We start from the raw sequence: 20,401 nt of genomic DNA, 5'->3' as shown, positions 1-20,401 counted from the left end.
AGTGCTCTGGATGTCCGAGCAGTCAAGAACCCTCGCGGTTCTGGGCCCGACCAATACCGGCAAGACGCATTACGCTATCGAGCGTATGCTGGGCTATCGCACAGGCATCATCGGCCTGCCGCTGCGTCTTTTGGCGCGCGAGGTCTATGACAAGATCGTCGCGGTGCGCGGCCCCTCTGTCGTGGCGCTGGTCACTGGCGAAGAGCGGATTGTGCCCGAGCGTGCGCAATACTGGGTCTGCACGGTCGAGGCGATGCCCGAGGGGATGGGCGCGGATTTCGTGGCGGTGGATGAAATCCAGCTTTGCGCTGACCCGGAGCGCGGGCATGTGTTCACCGACCGGCTGCTGCGGATGCGCGGCCTGCGCGAGACGCAGTTTCTGGGCAGCCACACGATGCGCCAAACCATAGCCGCGCTGGTGCCGGGGGTCGAATTCCTCAGCCGGGCGCGCATGTCGCAACTTACATATACCGGCCCGCGCAAGATCGCCAAGATGCCCGCGCGCAGCGCCATTGTCGGCTTTTCGGTGGAAAACGTCTATGCCATGGCCGAGTTGCTGCGCCGCCAAAAAGGGGGCGCTGCGGTGGTCATGGGCGCGCTCAGCCCGCGCACGCGCAATGCGCAGGTCGAGCTTTATCAGAATGGCGATGTCGATTACCTCGTGGCGACCGATGCCATCGGCATGGGGCTGAACCTTGATATCAACCACGTGGCCTTTTCCTCGCTCAGCAAATTCGACGGGCGGCGCATGCGCTATTTGCAGCCCAATGAATTGGGCCAGATTGCCGGGCGCGCAGGGCGGGGGATGAACAACGGCACCTTTGGTGTGACCGGCGAGGCGCCGGATCTTGATCCCGAATTGGCCGAGGCGATCATGGAGCATCGCTTTGCCCCCATCCGCAAGCTGGAATGGCGCAATGCGCGTCTGCAATTCGGCACCACCGGCGCGCTCATCGCCAGTCTCGAGGCGCGCCCCGATCACGAGTTGCTGGCCCGCGCCCGCGAGGCGGATGATCTGGGCGCGCTCAAGTCATTGGCCGAACATCCCGATGTGATGCCGCGCGCCATCGGGGGGACAGCGGTGAAACTCTTGTGGGATGTCTGCCGCATTCCCGATTTCCGGGGCATCAGCGCCGCCGAACATGCCAGCCTCTTGGAACGCATCTATTGCGACCTGACCGACTATGGTCGCGTGCCTGATGACTGGCTGGCACAGCAGGTGGCCCGCATCGACCGCACCGATGGTGACATCGACACACTGTCGAAAAGGTTGGCCTATATTCGCACTTGGACCTATGTCGCACAGCGAAAAGGCTGGCTGGATGACGAAAACCATTGGCGCGGGGCGACACGCGCTGTAGAAGACCGCCTGTCAGATGCGTTGCACGGCGCGCTGACCCAGAGATTTGTGGATCGGCGCACCTCGGTTCTGTTGCGCCGACTCAAGCAGAAGGAAGCCATGGTGGCCGAAGTAAACGATCAAGGTGATGTGACCGTCGAGGGCGAATTCGTCGGACGGCTCGAAGGGTTCCGCTTCATGCAGGACCGCGCGGCAGCAGGCAAGGAAGCACGCACGCTGCAACAGGCGAGCGTCGCGGCACTTGCCCCGCATTTCCATCTCAAGGCGGACCGCTTTTACAACGCACCCGACACCGAGATCGACTTTACCGAACAGGGTGGCCTCTTGTGGGGCAAAGAGGCGGTGGGCAAGCTGACGCCCGGTGCCGACCCGCTCAAGCCACAGATCGTGGCCTTTGTCGATGACGAGGCCGGCCCGGATGTGGCCGCCAAGGTGCAACGCCGCTTGCAGCACTATATCGACCGGCGCATTGCCACGCTGTTTGAACCGCTCTTGAACATCCAGCGCGACGAGACGCTGAATGGTCTGGCGCGCGGTTTAGGCTTTCGCATGGTCGAGGCGATGGGCCTGATCCCGCGCGGTGAAATCGCCGACGAGGTCAAGGGGCTGGATCAAGACGCGCGTGGCGCCTTGCGCAAGCATGGCATCCGCTTTGGCCAGTTCACCGTGTTTTTGCCGCTCTTGCTCAAGCCTGCACCGACGCGGTTGCGGCTGGTGCTATGGTCGCTGAGCCAAGGGATGGATGAATTCCCCGAGGCCCCGCCGCCGGGTCTGGTGACCGTGCCCGCCCGTAGCGACGCGCCCAAGGGCTATTTCACGATGGCCGGGTATCGCGCTGCCGGGGATCGGGCGATCCGCATCGACATGCTGGAACGTCTGGCCGACATGCTGCGCAGCGAAGATACGCGCGGCGGATTCGAGGCCAAGCCCGATATGCTCTCTATCACGGGGATGACGCTCGAGCAGTTTGCCCTGCTGATGCAGGGGCTGGGCTACAAGGCCGAGCGTGCCGAACGCGCCAAGGTCAAGCCGGTCGATCAGGCCATTGCCGAGGCCCCCGCAGATGCGGCGGCGGCGACAGAGGCTGAAACGCCGGTCGCGGATATCGTGGCCGAGATCCCCGACGAGGGCGTTGCGCCCATCGCCGCAGAGCCGGTGGCCGAGACCGTCGTTCCCGCCGCGCTCGACGAGACCCCGGCCGAAGAGGTGCTTCCCGGTGAAAGCCCCGAGGTCGCGGCGACCGAACTCGAGGTCTATTACACCTTCACCTGGGCCCCGCGCGCCAATCGCCCACGTGGCGATCGCCCCGCACAGGGCGGGCGTGGCCCGCGTGGTGCACAGGCTGGACAGCCCGCCCAAGGGGATGGCGACGCGGCGCAGAAACGCGACCGCCCGCAGCGCCAAGGCGGCAAGCCCCGTGGCAAGCCCGGCAAAGGCAAGCCGCGCGAGCCGCGCGATGATCAGCCCAAAACCTATGCCGCCAAGCCCGAGAAGCGCAATGATCGGATCGACCCGGACAATCCGTTCGCTGCGGCCTTGATGGGGTTGCGGACCAAGGGCTAGGTTTTGGACGCGCCCGCCGCCAAAATCCGGCTCGACAAATGGCTCTGGCACGCGCGGTTTTTCAAGACGCGCACCCTCTCGGCCAAGGAAATCTCGGCTGGGCATGTGCGCGTCAATGGCGCGCGTGTCACCAAACCTGCGCAAGCGGTGGGGCCGGGCGATGTCCTGACATTTGCGCAGGCAACACGCGTCTGGGTGGTGCGGATCGCCGCCCTTGGCACACGGCGTGGACCAGCCCCCGAGGCGCAGGCGCTCTATGACGATCTCAGCGACCTGGTGACGCAGGACAGCGTTCCGCCCACGCCCAAATATGAGGGAAAAGGGCGCCCGACCAAGCGCGACCGCCGCAAACTCGATCTCAATGAACCAGGACCGCTTGATTGATCCCGCCCACTGGATTAGGTGAGGCGCAATTCGGCAAGAATGAGAGACGGCCATGACCTATATCGTGAACGACGCCTGTATCGCCTGCAAATATACCGACTGTGTCGAGGTCTGTCCTGTCGACTGCTTTTACGAAGGCGAGAACATGCTGGTCATTCATCCCGATGAATGTATCGACTGTGGCGTGTGCGAACCGGAATGCCCCGCCGATGCGATCCGCCCGGATACCGAGCCGGACATGGAAAAATGGGTCGAGTTCAACCGCAAATATGCGGAAATGTGGCCGGTGATCATCACCAAGAAAGATCCGCTGCCCGAAGCCGAAGAGCGCGACGGCGAGGCGGGCAAGCTTGAGAAATACTTTTCCGAGGCCCCCGGACTGGGCGGCTGAGACCCGATTCGCGGCATTCGCCGGTGAAACAGCGCCGCGCGTGACATTGTGAACCTGATAAGCCGTTGATTTGCAGGGGCGAATATGCCCGTACAGAACACCGCCCTTTCATTGGGCGGTTTTTTGTGATACAGTTTCATGACAAGATCAAATGTGCCTGATATCCATTCACCCGCGTTGCTGCCCGGGGTGGATTTCTCTGCGACAGATACACATATTCCGTGGACCGCATTGGCCCTTGGCATGTGTTTTTGTGCGTCCGAGCTGGCAGCCCTGCGAGGAAGACCTGAATGTCGAAGACCAAAAAGTCCGAATTTCGCCCTGATGATTACGTTGTATACCCCGCCCATGGCGTGGGCCAGATCGTTTCGATCGAAGAGCAGGAAATCGCCGGCATCACGCTGGAACTGTTCGTGATCTCCTTTGAAAAGGACAAGATGACCCTGCGTGTGCCCACCAACAAGGCCACCGAGATTGGGATGCGTGGCCTGTCCAGCCCCGATGTCGTGTCCAAGGCAATGAGCACGCTCAAGGGCAAGGCCAAGGTCAAACGTGCCATGTGGTCGCGTCGGGCGCAGGAATACGAGCAAAAGATCAACTCTGGCGATCTGATTGCCATTGCCGAGGTGGTGCGCGACCTGCACCGCTCGGACGATCAGCGCGAGCAGAGCTATTCCGAGCGTCAACTCTATGAGGCCGCACTCGAGCGTTTGACGCGCGAAGTGGCCGCCGTGTCGGGTGGCGATGAAGTTCTGGCCGCCCGCAAGGTGGATGAGGTGCTGGTGTCGCGCGCGGCGTGATCCCAACCCCGAATGTTAGGAAAAGGCCGCGTCCTCTGGCGCGGCTTTTTTCATGGCTCACATCAAAAGGCTGAACAACACCGCGATTTCCGCCAGTTGTTGCGTGGCCCCAAGGATGTCGCCGGTCTGCCCCCCGATTTTGGCGCGGGCAATCAGGCCAAGGGCGCAGGTGGCAACGGCCGCCGCAACCAGCGCGTTCAGCCCTGCCGCACCGACAAGCACAAGCGCCAGACCCACCGCAAGGGCCAGCCCAACCGTCGCCGTCGCCAGCGGCGCGCGCCCCTGCGCCTGCGACAACCCGCTGGCGCGGGCATGGGGCAGGGCACACATGACCAAGGGCATCATCGCGCGTGACAGCAGGGCAGCGGCCAGAATGGCAGAGGTCGCCAGCGCCGGACTGACCTCAAAAAGCAGCCAGAGCGCCACACCGCGCGCGCCCAGTGACAGGATCAGCGCAATGACCCCGTAGCTGCCGATATGGCTGTCTTTCATAATCTCGAGCCGTCGCGCCGGCGTCCATCCCCCCCAAAGACCATCGGCAGTATCTGCCAACCCGTCTTCGTGCATGGCCCCGGTCAGAACCACCTGCAAGCTCAGGCTCACAAGCGCCGCAACCGGCGTGGGCAGCCCAAGTGCCAGGGCGGCGATCCCACCCAAGGCCGCCATACCGCCCAGCACCAGCCCCGCCAACGGATAGGCCCAAGCCGCCCGCGCGCCGCGATCAAACCGCCGTAACGGCACGGCCAAGCGACTGAGCAGGCTCAGCGCCAGCGGCATATCTCTGAGGCGGATCAACGCCTTGTCGTTTTCTGCCATGGGCGTGCCCTTTTTCGTCTGGGGCGGGGGCTTTGCCTGCGATACAGAATGGGCGCAGCACAATCAATGAGGCTTTGCATGCCGTCTCCTTTCTCTTCGCTTTCGGATTTCGCAGCCCTCTTGCGTGCGGCCCCCGGCACCGATGCGGCGGCGACGCAAGCGGCGCAAGCCCGCGACGCAGACCTCACCAAACCCCCCGGCGCGCTGGGGCGGCTTGAAGATCTGGCGCAATGGTATTGCGGCTGGCGCAGCGACGCACGGGCGCGGGTGACAGCCCCACAAGTGATCGTCTTTGCAGGCAATCATGGGGTGGTGGCGCAAGGCATTTCCGCCTTTCCTGCGGCTGTCACCGCGCAGATGGTGGCGAATTTTCGGGCGGGCGGGGCGGCGGTCAATCAATTGGCGGCGCAAGTGGGCGCGCGGATGGATGTGGTCGCGCTCGATCTGGATCGGCCCACGGGCGATATCAGCCTTGGCCCGGCCATGTCCGAGGACGACATGCTGCGCGCGCTTAACATCGGCTGGGATGCGGTGGACCCGGTTACAGACCTTTTGGTTGTGGGCGAGATGGGCATCGGCAACACCACCTCTGCGGCGGCGATTGCGCTGGCGCTGTTTGGCGGCGGGGCCGAGGGATGGACGGGGCGCGGCACCGGGCTGGCCGATGCGGCACTGGCGCACAAGGCACAGATCGTGGCGCGGGCGGTCACGGTCAACGCCGCCTCTGGGGCAGGGGGGCTAGAGGTCTTACGCCGCTTGGGCGGGCGCGAATTGGTGGCGATGGCCGGGGCCATGGCGCGGGCGCGGCAGCTGCGTGTTCCGGTCGTGCTCGATGGCTTTATCTGCACCGCCGCCGCCGCCTGTCTGCACGCGGAATGCCCCGGTGCGCTTGATCACGCCATAGCCGGGCATGTAAGCGCCGAACCGGGCCATCCACGCCTCTTGCACGCATTGGGCAAAGAGCCGCTTTTGGCGCTCGGCCTGCGTCTGGGCGAGGGCTCGGGCGGGGTTCTGGCGATGGGTATCGTGCAAGCGGCGCTCGCCTGTCATTCCGGCATGGCCACCTTTGCCGAGGCGGGCGTGTCGGGGGCGTAATCGCCTCATCGGCTTGACCCGCCTGCCGCCCCGGAATACTGATCAAAACCGTCGGATTATACCGGAGCGTTTGGCCCATGAGCGAAACCCTTTTGCACCGCCTTGCCTGGGTCGTCGTCGTGCTCTGCGTGGCGCCTATCCTTGCGGCGGCGCTCGCGGCCTTCGCGGGCGATTTGCAGACCTGGCGCGATGTGCTGTCCTCAGTCTTGCCGCGTTATACCGCGACGACCCTGACGCTGGTCGCCATCGTCGGCGTCAGCACGGCGGTGATCGGATCGGTCACGGCTTGGCTGGTGACGGTCTACCGCTTTCCCGGTGCGCAGCTTTTAGAGGTGGCGCTGGCGCTGCCGCTGGCCTTTCCGGCCTATGTCATGGCCTATGCCTATACGCATTTTCTGGACCATCCCGGCCCGGTGCAAACCGCCTTGCGCGCGATCACGGGTTGGGGGCCGCGCGATTACTGGTTTCCAGAGGTGCGCAGCCTTGGCGGGGCGGCCCTGATGCTGACAATCGTGCTCTATCCTTACGTCTACCTCCTTGCGCGGGCCTCTTTTCGGCAGCAATCGGGCAATGCGTTCCTTGTGGCGCGCACGCTGGGGCGTTCGCCGATGCAGGCCTTCTGGCGGGTGGCCCTGCCGATGGCGCGCCCGGCGATTGCGGGCGGGGCACTTCTTGCGGTTATGGAGACGATCGCCGATTTCGGCACCGTGGCGTTTTTCAACGTCCAGACCTTTGCCACCGGCATCTATCAGGCGTGGTTCAGCCTTGGCGACCGGGCGGCGGCGGCGCAACTGGCGCTGTGCCTGCTCAGTTTCGCGCTGCTCTTGGCCGGGTTAGAGCGGGCAAGCCGGGGGCGGTCGCGCACCGCCGGGCGCGGCGCACGGTTCGAGACGATGGAACGCCCGCAGTTGCGCGGTGCGGCGGGCTGGGGGGCTTTTGCTCTCTGTTTCCTGCCGGTGCTGCTGGGGTTCATCATTCCGGTGATCATGCTGGGGGAAATGGCCATCGGCTCGGGGCAAAATATCCTTTCGGCGCGCTATCTGGGGTTCATGACCAATTCGGTGCTCTTGGCCAGTGTCGCGGCAGTGCTGACGGTGGTGGGGGCAATCCTCGTGGGGTTTCGCGCCCGCACCCGTCCGGGGCGCAGCGCGCGCTGGCTGGTGATGGGGGCAGGTCTGGGCTATGCCGTGCCCGGTGGCGTCATTGCCGTTGGCCTCATGGTGCCGATGGCGGGGCTGGACAACGCCATCGACGCCTTCATGCAAGAGACGTTTGGCATCCGCACCGGGCTTTTGATCACCGGATCAATCTGGCTCATGATCATGGCCTATATGGTGCGGTTCATGGCGGCGGCGCTCAACGCCTATGACAGTGGCATGGCGACGGTGCCGGGGCATCTTGATGCGATTGGCCGCTCTTTGGGGCAGCCGGGGCCAAAACTGCTGACACGGGTGCATCTGCCGGTGGCGCGCACCTCGGTTCTGACCGCGCTTTTGATCGTCTTTGTCGATGTGATGAAGGAATTGCCCGCCACCCTGATCCTGCACCCCTTTGATTTTCAGACGCTGGCGGTGCAGGCGCACCGCCTCGCCGCCGATGAGCGGTTGTCAGAGGCGGCGGTGCCATCGCTGGTGCTGGTGGCGTTCGGACTGATCCCGGTGCTGATCCTCTGCCGCACGCTGGGCCGCGAGAGCATGGGGCGGCGCGCGGCGAAACTGGGCACGGCGATTTCAGCGGGGTAGGGTAACATTCACCCCAATCACGCCCGCGCGGCTTACTCCCCCGGTCGCTTCAAACTGAATGTCTCGCGGATCACCGAATAATCCTGATACCCAAGCCGGGTCAGCGGATTGAACCGGGTCACGTCAAACCGGCCCTCGACCATGCAGTCGTCGCGCATATGCACGCCGATCACCTCGCCAAAGACCACGAAATTCGCCTCGCCGGGCAGTTGCACAATCTGCGTCAGCTTGCATTCCAGACTGGCCGGGCTTGCCGCCACGCGGGAACAGGCGATGGTTTCGCAGGTGGCCTTGTCCAACCCGGCATCGGTGAATTCATCCACCTCACGGCCCCACGCGCCAGAGGTCTGGTTCATGGCATCACGCAACGCTTCGCTGACGATATTGACGCAAAAGACGCCTGTCTCGCGGATATTGGCGACGCTGTCCTTGGTATCGCCGCGATCCGGCTTGGCGCTGGTCGAGGCGAACATCACCTGTGGCGGCACATAGGCGACCGCATTGAAAAACGAATAGGGGGCCAGATTGTCCTGCCCATCGGCCCCACGGGTCGAGATCCAGCCAATCGGACGCGGGGTCACGATGGCGTTGAACGGGTTATGGGGCAGGCCATGGCCCTCTTCGGGTCGGTAAAACATCCGCCTCTCCTTGGTCATCGGGTTTGTGCCTGTCGTAACGTCGTGCTACGCGCATGGCCAGTCGATTTTTGGCAAGGGCAACGCGCGGCATGTTCACCCTCGAGACGGAGAAACCCGTTGATTACTGGGAGGTTGAGGCCCTCTATGACCTGTGTTTCGCGCCGGGGCGCGAGGCGCTGTCGTCTTACCGGCTGCGTGATGATGTGCCCCCCGTGCGCGATCTGTGCCTTGTGGTGCGCGATCATGACAGGATTTTGGCCGGGGCAATCCGCTATTGGCCTGTTCGGATCGGCACGGCGCGCGCGCTTTTGCTGGGGCCTGTTGCCGTGCATCCCACCCATCAGGGCGAGGGGCTGGGCGCGCTGCTCATGCGCGACAGTCTGGAGCGCGCAGCGGCGCTCGGCTGGGAGCGGGTGATCTTGGTGGGCGACGCGCCCTACTATAGCCGCTTTGGATTTACCAAGCTGACCGCCGTGGAAATGCCGCCCCCCACCAACCCAGAGCGTGTGCTGGGGCTGGAACTGCGCCCCGGCGCGTGGGAGGATGTGGCCGGCAAAGTGATGCGCGACGCTTGAATTCAGGCTCTGCCGTGGCCAGTTCAACCTAGGCAACGAGGATGAGGCACGCGGATGGAGCTTTTGGGCCGACCGATTGACGAGACCGAAACCGAGCGGCGCTTGCGCGCGCTGGTGGCGCGCAATGCGCAGGCGGGCAATGGGGTGATTGATCTGCTCAACCTTGTGGGTGGGCGCGCCGAGGGCTTGCTGGATCGCTTGCCGCCCAGTTTGCGCGCGCGCCTTAACGAGACCACCGAAGAGGCGCTGCGCCGCGCCGCCGAAATGGCGCATCGCTCGCGCGGGGTTGTGGGCGATCAGCCGGGCTGGATGGCGCGGGCGCTGACCACCTCAATGGGGGCGGTGGGCGGCATCGGCGGCCTGCCCACAGCGCTGGCCGAACTGCCGATCACGGTTACCGTGCTCTTGCGCGCCATTCAGGATGTGGCGGTGGAAAACGGGTTTGACCCATCCGAACCCGCTGTGCGGTTCGATTCGGTGCAGGTGTTCGGCGCGGCAGGGCCGCTCGAGCGCGACGATGGGGCCAATCTGGGCTTTCTGGGCAGTCGGATGACTGTGACCGGCCCCGCGCTCAACGCGCTTATCGCGCGGGTGGCGCCGCGTCTGGCGGCGGTGCTGGGCCAAAAGCTGGCGGCGCAGACTGTGCCGATCTTGGGGGCCGCAGCGGGGGCGGCGACCAATTATGCCTACACCCGCTATTATCAGGATATGGCGCAGGTGCATTTCGGGCTCCGTCGGCTGGCGATTGACGCCGGTCGCGACCATTCCGCGTTATGCGCCGAGTTTCGTGCAATGGCCCAAAGCACACCGGGCCGCGTCAGCTGATCCGATCTATCCGCCCCTGCATCAGCACGGCGGATGCAGCACATAATTTCCTTGATATTGCAGCTATAACCCATAGGCTGATGGCGATTGATCGTGATGGATTTCAGCTATGGCAACTACAGAGGAACACGGCGCTGCGCTTCCGGGATGGTTCGCCGCGCCGGGAGAGGGCGACACGCTGGCATGGGTGTCCTTGGGGCTGCTTATCGCAGTGATCTATGTGCTCGTCACGCTCTACGCGGCCTTTGATCGCTGGGCCGAACATCAATCGCACGGCACGCCGCTGGCCAAGACGATCCCGACGATGCTCACCGTCGCCCTGCTTTACGAGCTGTTTCCGCTCGGGCATTTCAATATCCTGTTGCCGATCAGTGCCATCCTGATTGCGCTCATGGCAGATTTGGCGCGCTTCAACCTGTGGGGCGCAGGCGCACAGACGCCCGAAGATACGGCCAAGCCGACAGGAGACACCCAACGTGATTGAGCTGCTTCTGACCTCTTTCCCGGTCATTATCCGGTATTTCCAGCTCAAGCGTCGCGGCGAGGCGATGACCGTCTGGAACATGCGCACAGCGGTTCTGATCTGGGCGGTGCTGGCCTTCTTGCTCTTCCTCCTCATCTTTTATTTCCACCCCAAATCCTATTCGGGCATCGTGCCGTTCCGCACCATTTCCGTGGTGTCACAGGCCAGCGGGCCTGTGACGGCGATCAACGTCATCAATGGCCAACGGGTCGAAGCGGGCGATCTTTTGTTCCAAGTCGATGACCGGGCCCAACGCGCCGCCCTGGAACAGGCAGAGGCGGAATTCGCCAAGATCAGCGCGGCCGAGACCAAGGCCGCCGAGACGCTCAAGGTCGCCCAAGCCTCTGTTGCCGAGGCAGAGGCGTCGCTCGACAAGCTGCGCGTCGATCTCGATAACGCGCTGACGCTTGTCACCCGCAACGTCGGCACGCGTGATGCCGTGCGCCAATTGGAATCCTCGGTCGCGATTGCCGAGGCTGGGGTTGCCGCAGCAGAGGCGCAGGTTGCCTTGGCCCAGACGGATATTTCCCAAACCCTTCCCGCGCAACGCCGCGCCGCCGAAGCCGCCCTGCACAGCGCGCAAGTGGCCTTGGCGCAAACCGAGGTGCATGCCTATACGGGCGGTGTTGTCACCCAGCTTGCCATGAGCTTGGGCAGCCCCGCCTCGACCCTGATCCTCAGCCCGGCCATGGTGATCATCCCCGACCGGCCACAAGGCACGCCCGTGCGCACCGTTGCGGGATTTTCTCAGGTTGCCAACAGCACGATCTACGAGGGCATGCCCGCCGAAATCGCCTGCGACAGCAATATAAGCCTGTCATTTCGCGATGCGGTCCTTCCGGCGCGGGTGGTCTCGGTGCAACCGGCCATCTCCACGGGGCAGATCGTGCCCGGTGGTCGCCTGATGGACCCCGCCGAAATGCTGCGGCGCGGGTCGATCCTGGTTTATTTTGAACTGGCGCATCCCGAGCATGAAAAGATCATGCTCGATGGCAGCGGCTGCATGATTCAGACCTATACCAGCAATCTGCCCGGCTTTTTCGGCCATGTGATCGCAGCCACCGGCGTGGTCAAGGCGGTGGGGCTGCGCATCAAGGTCTGGGGATCGCTGGTGTCGGGTGTGGGCCTGGCCGGGGGTGGTGGTCACTAGGGCCGTGCGCGCCTCACATCTGGTCGCGCAGATAATCCATCACCGCCGGGCGCACGGTCTGCGCACCACGCGCGCGCTCTGCATGGATCAGCTCGCGCAACTGTCCAAGGTCGATCCGCCGCAACAGGCTTTTGACCGGGCCGATAGAGGCGGGGCGCATCGAGAGCGTGCGAAACCCGATGGCGGCAAGGCACGCGGCCTCGATCGGGCGGCCCGCATCTTCGCCACAGAAACTCAGCGGCGTTCCAAGCGTGGCACACCGATAGACAATCCCCTCAAGGAAATTGAGAAAGCTGATGTTGAGCGTGTCATAACGACGGCGCACGCGCTCGTTTTCACGGTCAGCGGCAAAGAAAAACTGCTTGAGGTCATTGCCACCCACCGAGATGAAATCCACCTCTGAATAAAAGTCATCCGGCGCAAAAGCCAGCGATGGGGTTTCCAGCATCGCGCCCACTTCGATCTGCGCAGGGATCGGATGGCCCAGAATACGCTCGCGCTCCAGGGCCTTGTCCATCTCGGCGCGGGCGGCGGTGAACTCGTCGCGCTGTGCCACAAAGGGGAACATGATGGTCAGCGGTCGCCCCTTGGCGGCGCGAATGAGCGCCTGAAGCTGCATCCGCATCACCCCCGGCTTGTCCAACCCCACCCGGATCGCGCGCCAGCCCATCGCCGGGTTGGGTTCGTCATTGGGCTTCATATAGGGCAGCACCTTGTCCGAACCGATATCAAGCGTGCGGAACACCACGCGCTGTTCCCCCGCGGCATCCATCACCCGCGCATAAAGCTCTGATAATTCGGCCCGTTTGGGCATGTGGTTGCGGATCAGGAACTGCAATTCGGTGCGAAACAGCCCCACCCCCTCTGCCCCCGAGCCGACAAGGCTGGGCAGGTCGGCCATAAGCCCCGCGTTCATCTTGAGCTTGATGCGCTGACCGCAGAGCGTTTCGGCGGGTTTGTCACGGATAGAGGCATAGCGCTGCTGCGCCTCGGCCTGCATCGCCATCTTGTCGCGAAAGGCTGACACGACCGTATCGTCGGGGCGCAGATGCACGATGCCCTGATCACCATCGACAAGGATCGGATCGCCGTTCAGGGCCTCGGTCGTGATGCGATTGGCATGGATCACCAGCGGAATCGCCAACGCCCGCGCCACAATCGCGGCATGAGACCCGACCGATCCCTCCTCTAGCACGATCCCCTTCAGGGTGCGCCCATAATCGAGCAACTCTGCCGGGCCGATGTTGCGGGCGATCAGAATGGGATCGGCGGGCATGTCCGCGCCAGTCTCGTTGCCCTGCCCGGTCAGGATCCGCAACAGCCGGTTGGAAAGGTCATCAAGATCATGCAGGCGCTCGCGCAGATAGGCATCCGTCACCTGGCCCATGCGCGCGCGGGCGGCGGATTGCTCCTTTTCCACCGCAGCCTCTGCTGAAAGACCGCTATCGATATTGGCCTCCATCCGGCGCATCCAGCCTTTGGAGTTGGCGAACATGCGATAGGCTTCCAGAATTTCGGTCTGATCCTTGTCGCCGCCATTGGCCGAATTCAGCATGCGGTCCACGCCCACGCGCAGCGCCTCAACCGCCTCGTTCAGCCGTGTCAATTCACGCACCGGATCATCGGCGATGGGATTGGTCACAACCACGCGCGGCTCGTGCAGCCAGACCCGGCCCTGCGCCGTGCCTTCCTGCGCGCTGGCACCGCGAAACAGCACCGCTTGCTGGTGGCGCGCCGACATGGCGGCCCCTTCGCCCACAAAAGCGCCCAGTTCGGCCATTTCGGCCAGAACCATGGCCACCACCTCGACCGCGTAGATTTCTTCGTCAGAGAACAGCCGTGCCTGTTTCGATTGCACAACCAGAACGCCCAGCTTTTCGCCAAGCCGCTGGATCGGCACACCCAGAAACGACGAATAGGCCTCTTCGCCGGTCTCTGGCATGTAGCGAAATCCGGGCTCTGCCGGGGCATTGTCGGTGTTGATCACCTCGCCGGTGCGCGCCACCCGGCCCACCAGACCCTCGCCCATACGCATCCGGGTCTGGTGCACGGCCTCGGCCTTGAGACCCTCTGTCGCGCACAGCTCCAGCGTGTCCTCGTCACGGAACAGATAGATCGAGCACACCTCGATCCGCATTTCCTCGGCGATGAGGCGGGTAATCTGGTCAAGCCGCGTCTGCCCGCCCGCATCCTCGGCCATGATGGCGCGCAGACGGCCCAGCATCTGGCGGCTGTCGGTCTTGAAATGTTCGCTCATGGGTGGCGATCCCCCCAAGCAGATTCAGGGATTGGCCAGACCCGGCGGCAGGGATGCTGTGGCCGGGTCAGGCCGCTTTGTCCAACTCGAACGCATCATGCAGTGCCTGCACCGCGAGTTCCATGTATTTCCGGTCGATCAGCACGGAAATCTTGATCTCGGAGGTTGCAATCACCTTGATGTTGATTCCTTCATCGCTCAGCGTCTTGAACATCTTGGCGGCAACACCCGATTGGCTGCGCATGCCGATGCCCACTGCCGAAATCTTGGCCACATTGGTATCGGCCACAAGGTCGTGATAATTGATGTCGCCGCGGTCCTTGGCCTCGCGTAGCGCCTTCTCGGCGCGGATCACCTGATCCGTGGGGCAAGAAAAGGTCATATCCGTGCGGCCTTCTTCGGCGATATTCTGGATGATCATATCGACATTCACGCCCGCCTCGGACAGGGGCCCAAAGATGGCGGCCGCGATGCCGGGGCGGTCCGCCACCGAAATGAGGGTCATTTTCGCCTCGTCGCGGGAATAGGCGATGCCGCTGACAACCTTTGATTCCATGATTTCCTCCTCGGCGCAGACCAGCGTGCCGGCCTCATCAGATGGTTCCTCGAAACTGCTGAGCACCCGCAGTTTCACATTATACCGCATCGCCAGTTCCACGGAACGGGTTTGCAGCACCTTGGCCCCCAGCGAGGCCAGTTCCAACATTTCCTCAAACGCGATCTTATCAAGCTTGCGCGCCTTGGAGGTGATGCGCGGATCGGTGGTATAGACCCCGTCCACATCGGTGTAGATATCGCAGCGTTCCGCATCAAAGGCGGCGGCAAAGGCCACGGCGGTGGTGTCCGATCCGCCACGGCCCAGCGTGGTGATGCGGCCCTCGGGCGAAACCCCTTGAAAGCCCGCCACAACGGCCACGCGCATGCCTTGGGCAAAGCGGCCATTGATGTTCTCGGTCGGGATTTCCTCGATCCGGGCGGCGGAATGCGCGGAATTGGTCTTGAGCGGCACCTGCCAGCCCTGCCAACTGCGCGCCGGGATGTCCATTTCCTGCAACGTAAGCGCCATCAGCCCCGCCGTCACATTCTCGCCCGCGCTGACCACGGCGTCATATTCGCGTGCATCATGTAAGGGCGCGATTTCATTGACCCAGCCGACCAGTTCGTTGGTCTTGCCCGACATGGCCGAGACGATGACGATCACGTCATAGCCCTTGGCCACCTCAAGGCCCACACGCTTGGCGGCGCGGCGGATGCGGTCGATATTGGCGACCGATGTGCCGCCGAATTTCATCACGAGAACGGGCATGGGTGCAGTCCTGAGCCGAAGTATCGGGCGCGGTTTACGCGCGGGCAGGGCGCTGCGCAAGGGGGTGCTGCGCCCGGAGCATCTATGCGCCGTCGGGACGCATCACCAAACAGGTGGTCGATCCGGTGGCATAGAGCCGCCCGTCGCTCAGCCCGCGCAATTCGCCGCGCGCCACGGCGGTCGAGCGGCCCTTGTGTTCAAGCGTGCCAATCGCCTGAACCGGCACATCAAGCGGCAGGGCGCGGGTGATATTCACCTTGTATTCCAGGGTTGTGTAGGTCTCGCCACGCTCGAGCGCCGTCATCACCGCGCAGCCCATGCAACTGTCAAGAATGGCCCCATACCAGCCACCATGCACGCCGCGCATCGGGTTGGTGGCGTCAAACTGTGCTGCCCCCTCGAACACCACATGACCCTGCCGCGCCTCAATCGGCCGAAAGCCCAGCGTCGCCCCAATCGGCGGGCAGGGCAAGCGGCCGGCGATCATATCCTCGATGAACCCCAGCCCCGTTCGGGCCAAAATGGCCGCGAGGTCCGGCAATTCGTCCAGCGATGTGGCGTGGGTTGACGGCATATCGGCCCCTCCTGTCCCTGCGGGGTGCAGGGTAGGCGGGGCCGACTGTCTCGGCAAGCGCTCAGGCGACGTCGCGCAGCGTCACTTTGGGTGTGACACCCAAGGCATGGCACACATCGCGCGTCAATTCCGGGCGATTGAGCGTGTAGAAATGCAGGTCTTCGACCCCACCATCCAGCAGGTCACTGCACAGCTCAGTCGCCAGTGCGGTTGCCAGCAGATCATGCCGGTTGTCGCGAATGGCCTTGTCAAACGCCTCATCCAGCCACGCAGGAACCTGCGTGCCGCAGGACAGTGCGAATTTGCGCGCGCCGACCCAGTTTTCAATCGGCAGAATGCCGGGGATGATCGGCGCGTTGATCCCTGCCGCCGCACAGGCATCGCGGAAGCGGAAAAAGGTCTCTGCCTCAAAGAAGAACTGCGTGATCGCCTCGGATGCGCCCGCGTCAATCTTGCGTTTGAGCCAGTCGATATCGGCGCGTTGATCTGCCGCTTCGGGGTGCTTCTCGGGATAGGCACCAACACGGATGGTGAACTTGCCGGTATCGGCCAGTGCCGAAATCAGCTCGCAGCTATTGGCGAACCCATCCGGATGCTGCACAAACCCGTTCGATCCCTTGGGCGGGTCGCCGCGCAGGGCGACAATCTCAGACACGCCAGCGGCGGCGAATTGGTCGGCAATCTCCAGCGTCTCGGCGCGGCTGGCATCGACGCAGGTCAGGTGCGCCGCCACATTCAGGCCCGTGGCCTTGTGCAAGGTGCCCACCGCCTCGCGGGTCAATTCGCGGGTGGTGCCGCCCGCGCCGTAGGTCACGGACACAAACCGTGGGTCGAGCGGCGCAAGCGCGTGGATCGTCTCCCACAGGCGAAACGAGGCCTCAAGCGTCTTGGGCGGGAAGAATTCAAAAGAGATACGCGGCGTTGTCATCTTGGGTCATCCCGTGCAGGAGTGAAATCTGTTGTCCTCTTGTTGCAGGTGCAGCAATGTGAGACAACTTCATTAAATTCATGGTTTGAATGAGGTTCACTAATAATGCATATCGAGTTCCGGCACCTGAAAACGATCCGTGCCATTCATCAGGCCGGCGGTTTGGCACGTGCGGCGGACCTGTTGCACATCACCCAATCCGCCCTCAGCCATCAGATCAAAGGGCTTGAGGATCAGACCGGGGTCGAGCTTTTTGTGAGACGTTCCAAACCCTTACGCCTGTCTGCTGCCGGTCAGCGCCTGCTGCGGCTGGCCGAAAAAATCCTGCCTGAGATCGAAGCATTGGAACAGGAATTCGAAGGCCTGCGCGAGGGCAGCGCGGGCCGCCTGCATATCGCGATTGAATGCCACGCCTGTTTCGAATGGCTCTTTCCCGTGCTGGAACGCTTTCGCAAAACCTGGGGCGAGGTCGATGTCGATATTCGCCCCGGTCTGGCCTTTGACGCGCTGCCCGCCCTGCAAAAGGAAGAGGTGGATTTGGTGGTCTCCTCCGACCCCGAGGATCTGCCGGGAATCAGCTTCAAACCGCTCTTTGATTACGAGCCGGTCTTTGTCGCCTCAAGCCAGCATCCTTTGGCGCAGAAACCCTATGTCGAGGCGGCGGATTTTCGCGATGAGGTGCTGATTACCTATCCGGTGGACCGCTCGCGGCTTGATGTCTTCACCGAATTGCTGACCCCGGCCAAGGTCGAACCCAAAAGCATCCGACAGGTCGAACTGACCGCCGTGATCCTGCTTCTGGTCGCCTCCAATCGTGGTGTCGCCGTGCTGCCCGATTGGGTGGTGCGCGAGGTCAAGACCAGCACGGATTACGTGACCCGCCCCCTCACGGCCACAGGCAAGACCAAACGCCTCTATGCCGCCATCCGCGACGATGACGCAGACAAGCCTTATATGGCCTATCTGCTCAAACTTGCCCGCGAAATCCCGGTGCGCCTGCAACGTGGCGATAAGGTGGGGGGCTGAGCGTCAGCCCTCTTCGTGCGGCGCCCCCCCGGCAAAGCTGTTGCCGTTGGTATAGTCGCAGGAGGCTTCCTGCATCTCCAGATGCAGGCCGGTGCCGTGATAGGGGTTGGCGCGCGCCAGCGCCTCATCCACTTCGATCCCCAGACCGGGGGCCTCTGGCGGGGTGATATAACCACCTTCAACCCGGATGCTGCCCTTGATCAGCGCATCATGGAAAGGGGTCTCGATGCTCTCGCACATCAGGATATTGGGAATGGACGCGGCAAAATGCACATTCGCCGCCCATTCCACCGGCCCGGCATAAAGATGCGGTGCCATTTGCGCGTTATAGACCTCGGCCATGGCGGCCACTTTCTTCATCTCCCAGATACCGCCTGCACGGCCCAAGGCCGGTTGCAGGATCGCCGCCGCGCCCTCGCGCAGCACAGGCGCAAACTCGGCCTTGGTGGTCAGCCGCTCGCCTGTCGCCACGGGGATGCGCACCGCGCGCGCGACCTGTGCCATTGCGCCCACATTGTCGGGCGGCACCGGCTCTTCATACCAGAGCGGCGAATAAGGCTCGATGGCTTGGCCCAGACGGATCGCGCCTGCGGTCGTGAATTGCCCATGGGTGCCAAAAAGCAGATCGGCCTTGTCGCCCACTGCCGCCCGGATTTTGCGGCAAAATTCGACCGACAGGGATATATCCGTCATCGCAGGCATATGCCCGCCGCGCAGCGTATAAGGGCCTGCGGGATCGAACTTGACTGCCGTATAACCGCGCGCCACGCAGTCCGCCGCACTTTCGGCGGCCATATCGGCCGAGGTCCAGAATGGCGTGATCGGATGATGGGGCAGGGGATAAAGATAGGTATAGGCGCGAATGCGCGGGTTCATCTTGCCGCCCAAAAGCGCCCAGACAGGCCGCCCCCGCGCCTTGCCCAGAATATCCCAACAGGCAATCTCCAGCCCCGAAAAGGCCCCGATGGCCGTCAGGTCCGGGCGTTGGGTAAAGCCCGAGGAATAGACGCGTCGGAACATCAGCTCGATATTCTCGGGGTTCTCGCCTTCCATGTGGCGGGCAAACACATCCTCGATCACCGCGCGCATGGCCTCAGGCCCGACGCTCGCGGCATAGCATTCGCCCCAGCCGGTGATCCCGTCATCCGTGGTCAGCTTGACCAAAATCCAATAGCGCCCACCCCAGCCGGGCGCAGGCGGTGCGGTCACGATGATATCAAGGTCTCTGAGCTTCATGGCTGTGTCCTGTTAAAACGCAAGAGCGGGGCACGCGGCATTTGCGGCCAGATGAAAGGCTGTCATTCAAACACAATCACATTACGCCGGGCCGACCCGGATTTGGTATCGGCGATGGCCTCGTTGATCTGGTCAAACCGCCAGCGCCGGGAAATCAGCTCGTCCAGCTTGAGCCGCCCTTGACCATAAAGATCGACCATCCACGGAATATCGCGGCGAATGACCGCCTCGCCCATCTTGGAGCCGACCATGGATTGTCCCATCGCGGCGAAACTCGCGGCTTCATAGCTTGAGGCGGCACCCGTATGGGGCATGCCGACCATGATCACCTTGCCACCCCCGGCCAGATAGCGCGGCGCCAGATCATAGGCCTTGGCCGCGCCCACGGTGACAAGCACCGCATCGGCCCCGCGTCCCATCGCCGCCTTGGCGCTGCGCCACGGCTTTTCCTCGGTCGCCAAGACACCATCGGTCGCGCCGAATTCACGGGCGGCGGCCAGCTTGTCCTCGGTCATATCCACCGCCACGATCCGCCGCGCGCCCGCGATGCGTGCGCCCTGAATGGCGTTAAGGCCAACACCGCCTGCCCCAATCACCACCACATCCTGCCCCGCGCGCAGATTGGCCGCATTGATCACGGCCCCCACGCCGGTAATCACCCCGCAGGCCAATAGGCTGGCCGCCGCCATGTCGATCCCATGCGGGATTTTCACGATCTGGCTGTGATGCACCACAACAGATGTGGCAAAGGCCCCGCAGGCCATGGCCTGATGCAATCTTCCCCCCGAGAGCGTCGAAAGCGGGCCGTGCCCGTCGTCTTGTGGCGTCTCGCATCCCGTTGGGCGGCCCGTGGCGCAGGGCGCGCAGTGCCCGCAGGCGCGGATGAGCGTCACCACCACCGGATCGCCCAACGCAAAGCCGGGGACACCCGCGCCAACCGCGCTCACAATCCCCGCCGCCTCATGGCCGTAAACGGCGGGCAGGGTGCCGCCCCAACCCCCATTGCATAGGAAATATCCGAGTGGCAAATCGCCACCGCCTTGACCTCGACTTGCACCTCACCCGCCTCGGGCGCGCGCAGATGCACCGGTTCGATCACGAGAGGCGCGCCAAATTCATGGCATACGGCGGCTGTGATGGTCTGCATGGGGCCTCCCTTCCAATGCTGGGCGCAAGTGATCCGGATTCGCGTGTCACCGCAAGCGGGTTTCT

General features: G+C 63.5%; 18 protein-coding genes and 1 pseudogene. 11 read left to right on the top strand and 8 right to left on the bottom strand.

What is annotated here, in order from left to right:
* Positions 1-10 precede the first annotated feature (10 nt).
* The 4 genes from ACLGGT_RS01620 (at position 11) to ACLGGT_RS01605 (ending at position 4,498) form a co-directional block, all read left to right on the top strand.
* Entirely contained in the window at positions 11-2,923 is a 2,913-nt protein-coding gene (locus ACLGGT_RS01620) for a helicase-related protein (RefSeq protein ID WP_437194891.1), read from the top strand.
* 3 nt (positions 2,924-2,926) lie between these two features.
* A complete protein-coding gene (locus ACLGGT_RS01615; RefSeq protein WP_437194890.1) occupies positions 2,927-3,307 on the top strand; it encodes an RNA-binding S4 domain-containing protein in 381 nt (126 codons plus the stop codon).
* Positions 3,308-3,359: 52 nt separating this feature from the next.
* Positions 3,360-3,698, top strand: a complete 339-nt coding sequence (fdxA, locus tag ACLGGT_RS01610) for a ferredoxin FdxA (RefSeq protein WP_008280624.1) — start codon at positions 3,360-3,362, stop codon at positions 3,696-3,698.
* Between the two features lie 290 nt (positions 3,699-3,988).
* Complete coding sequence (locus tag ACLGGT_RS01605; RefSeq protein ID WP_008280623.1) at positions 3,989-4,498, top strand: CarD family transcriptional regulator; 510 nt, start codon at positions 3,989-3,991, stop codon at positions 4,496-4,498.
* Positions 4,499-4,555: 57 nt separating this feature from the next.
* Here the strand turns inward: ACLGGT_RS01605 and cobS are convergent, their stop codons facing one another.
* Positions 4,556-5,314: an adenosylcobinamide-GDP ribazoletransferase gene (cobS, locus tag ACLGGT_RS01600; RefSeq protein WP_008280622.1), complete on the bottom strand. Its 759-nt coding sequence runs from the start codon at positions 5,312-5,314 to the stop codon at positions 4,556-4,558.
* Between the two features lie 78 nt (positions 5,315-5,392).
* Between cobS and cobT the strand changes: the two genes are divergently transcribed.
* Both cobT and ACLGGT_RS01590 read left to right on the top strand, forming a co-directional pair.
* Positions 5,393-6,409, top strand: coding sequence for a nicotinate-nucleotide--dimethylbenzimidazole phosphoribosyltransferase (cobT, locus tag ACLGGT_RS01595; protein WP_437194889.1), 1,017 nt, complete (start codon positions 5,393-5,395; stop codon positions 6,407-6,409).
* 77 nt (positions 6,410-6,486) lie between these two features.
* Positions 6,487-8,151 (top strand): ABC transporter permease, encoded by a 1,665-nt coding sequence (locus ACLGGT_RS01590; RefSeq protein WP_437194888.1) that lies wholly within the window; start codon positions 6,487-6,489, stop codon positions 8,149-8,151.
* A gap of 32 nt (positions 8,152-8,183) precedes the next feature.
* Here the strand turns inward: ACLGGT_RS01590 and ACLGGT_RS01585 are convergent, their stop codons facing one another.
* Positions 8,184-8,789, bottom strand: a complete 606-nt coding sequence (locus tag ACLGGT_RS01585) for a flavin reductase family protein (protein ID WP_198133579.1) — start codon at positions 8,787-8,789, stop codon at positions 8,184-8,186.
* An 89-nt stretch (positions 8,790-8,878) separates the two neighbouring features.
* Here ACLGGT_RS01585 and ACLGGT_RS01580 point away from each other — a divergent pair, with 89 nt between their 5' ends.
* The 4 genes from ACLGGT_RS01580 to ACLGGT_RS01565 all read left to right on the top strand — a co-directional run bounded on the left by ACLGGT_RS01580 (position 8,879) and on the right by ACLGGT_RS01565 (position 11,862).
* The gene (locus tag ACLGGT_RS01580; RefSeq protein WP_008280617.1) at positions 8,879-9,364 is read left to right on the top strand and encodes a GNAT family N-acetyltransferase; all 486 of its coding nucleotides are present in this window, start codon (positions 8,879-8,881) and stop codon (positions 9,362-9,364) included.
* Positions 9,365-9,418: 54 nt separating this feature from the next.
* Positions 9,419-10,189 (top strand): EcsC family protein, encoded by a 771-nt coding sequence (locus ACLGGT_RS01575; protein ID WP_008280616.1) that lies wholly within the window; start codon positions 9,419-9,421, stop codon positions 10,187-10,189.
* Positions 10,190-10,298: 109 nt separating this feature from the next.
* On the top strand, positions 10,299-10,673 hold the full coding sequence (locus ACLGGT_RS01570; protein ID WP_008280615.1) for a hypothetical protein: 375 nt from the start codon (positions 10,299-10,301) through the stop codon (positions 10,671-10,673).
* A complete protein-coding gene (locus ACLGGT_RS01565; protein ID WP_008280614.1) occupies positions 10,666-11,862 on the top strand; it encodes an HlyD family secretion protein in 1,197 nt (398 codons plus the stop codon). The genes ACLGGT_RS01570 and ACLGGT_RS01565 overlap by 8 nt, the downstream gene beginning before the upstream one ends.
* A 13-nt stretch (positions 11,863-11,875) precedes the next feature.
* On the opposite strand, the gene ptsP is transcribed toward ACLGGT_RS01565, so the two are convergent.
* The 4 genes from ptsP to metF all read right to left on the bottom strand — a co-directional run bounded on the left by ptsP (position 11,876) and on the right by metF (position 16,927).
* Positions 11,876-14,119, bottom strand: coding sequence for a phosphoenolpyruvate--protein phosphotransferase (gene ptsP / locus ACLGGT_RS01560; protein ID WP_008280613.1), 2,244 nt, complete (start codon positions 14,117-14,119; stop codon positions 11,876-11,878).
* 67 nt (positions 14,120-14,186) lie between these two features.
* A complete protein-coding gene (locus ACLGGT_RS01555) occupies positions 14,187-15,425 on the bottom strand; it encodes an aspartate kinase (RefSeq protein ID WP_008280612.1) in 1,239 nt (412 codons plus the stop codon).
* A gap of 82 nt (positions 15,426-15,507) precedes the next feature.
* A complete protein-coding gene (locus ACLGGT_RS01550; RefSeq protein ID WP_437194887.1) occupies positions 15,508-15,999 on the bottom strand; it encodes a PaaI family thioesterase in 492 nt (163 codons plus the stop codon).
* 61 nt (positions 16,000-16,060) lie between these two features.
* On the bottom strand, positions 16,061-16,927 hold the full coding sequence (metF, locus tag ACLGGT_RS01545) for a methylenetetrahydrofolate reductase [NAD(P)H] (RefSeq protein ID WP_008280610.1): 867 nt from the start codon (positions 16,925-16,927) through the stop codon (positions 16,061-16,063).
* Positions 16,928-17,032: 105 nt separating this feature from the next.
* On the opposite strand from metF, the gene ACLGGT_RS01540 reads away from it, so the two are divergent.
* Entirely contained in the window at positions 17,033-17,953 is a 921-nt protein-coding gene (locus ACLGGT_RS01540; protein ID WP_008280609.1) for a LysR family transcriptional regulator, read from the top strand.
* Between the two features lie 3 nt (positions 17,954-17,956).
* Here ACLGGT_RS01540 and ACLGGT_RS01535 read toward each other — a convergent pair whose 3' ends face one another.
* Entirely contained in the window at positions 17,957-19,189 is a 1,233-nt protein-coding gene (locus ACLGGT_RS01535) for a mandelate racemase/muconate lactonizing enzyme family protein (RefSeq protein WP_008280608.1), read from the bottom strand.
* Between the two features lie 62 nt (positions 19,190-19,251).
* Positions 19,252-20,336: pseudogene (locus tag ACLGGT_RS01530) on the bottom strand (alcohol dehydrogenase catalytic domain-containing protein).
* Positions 20,337-20,401: the final 65 nt, after the last annotated feature.

The organism is Roseovarius sp. MS2 (assembly GCF_051447875.1).
GTDB classification, from domain to species: domain Bacteria; phylum Pseudomonadota; class Alphaproteobacteria; order Rhodobacterales; family Rhodobacteraceae; genus Roseovarius; species Roseovarius mucosus_A.
The sequence above is the reverse complement of the archived record's forward strand: the minus strand, read 5'-3'. Positions and strand labels throughout refer to the sequence as shown.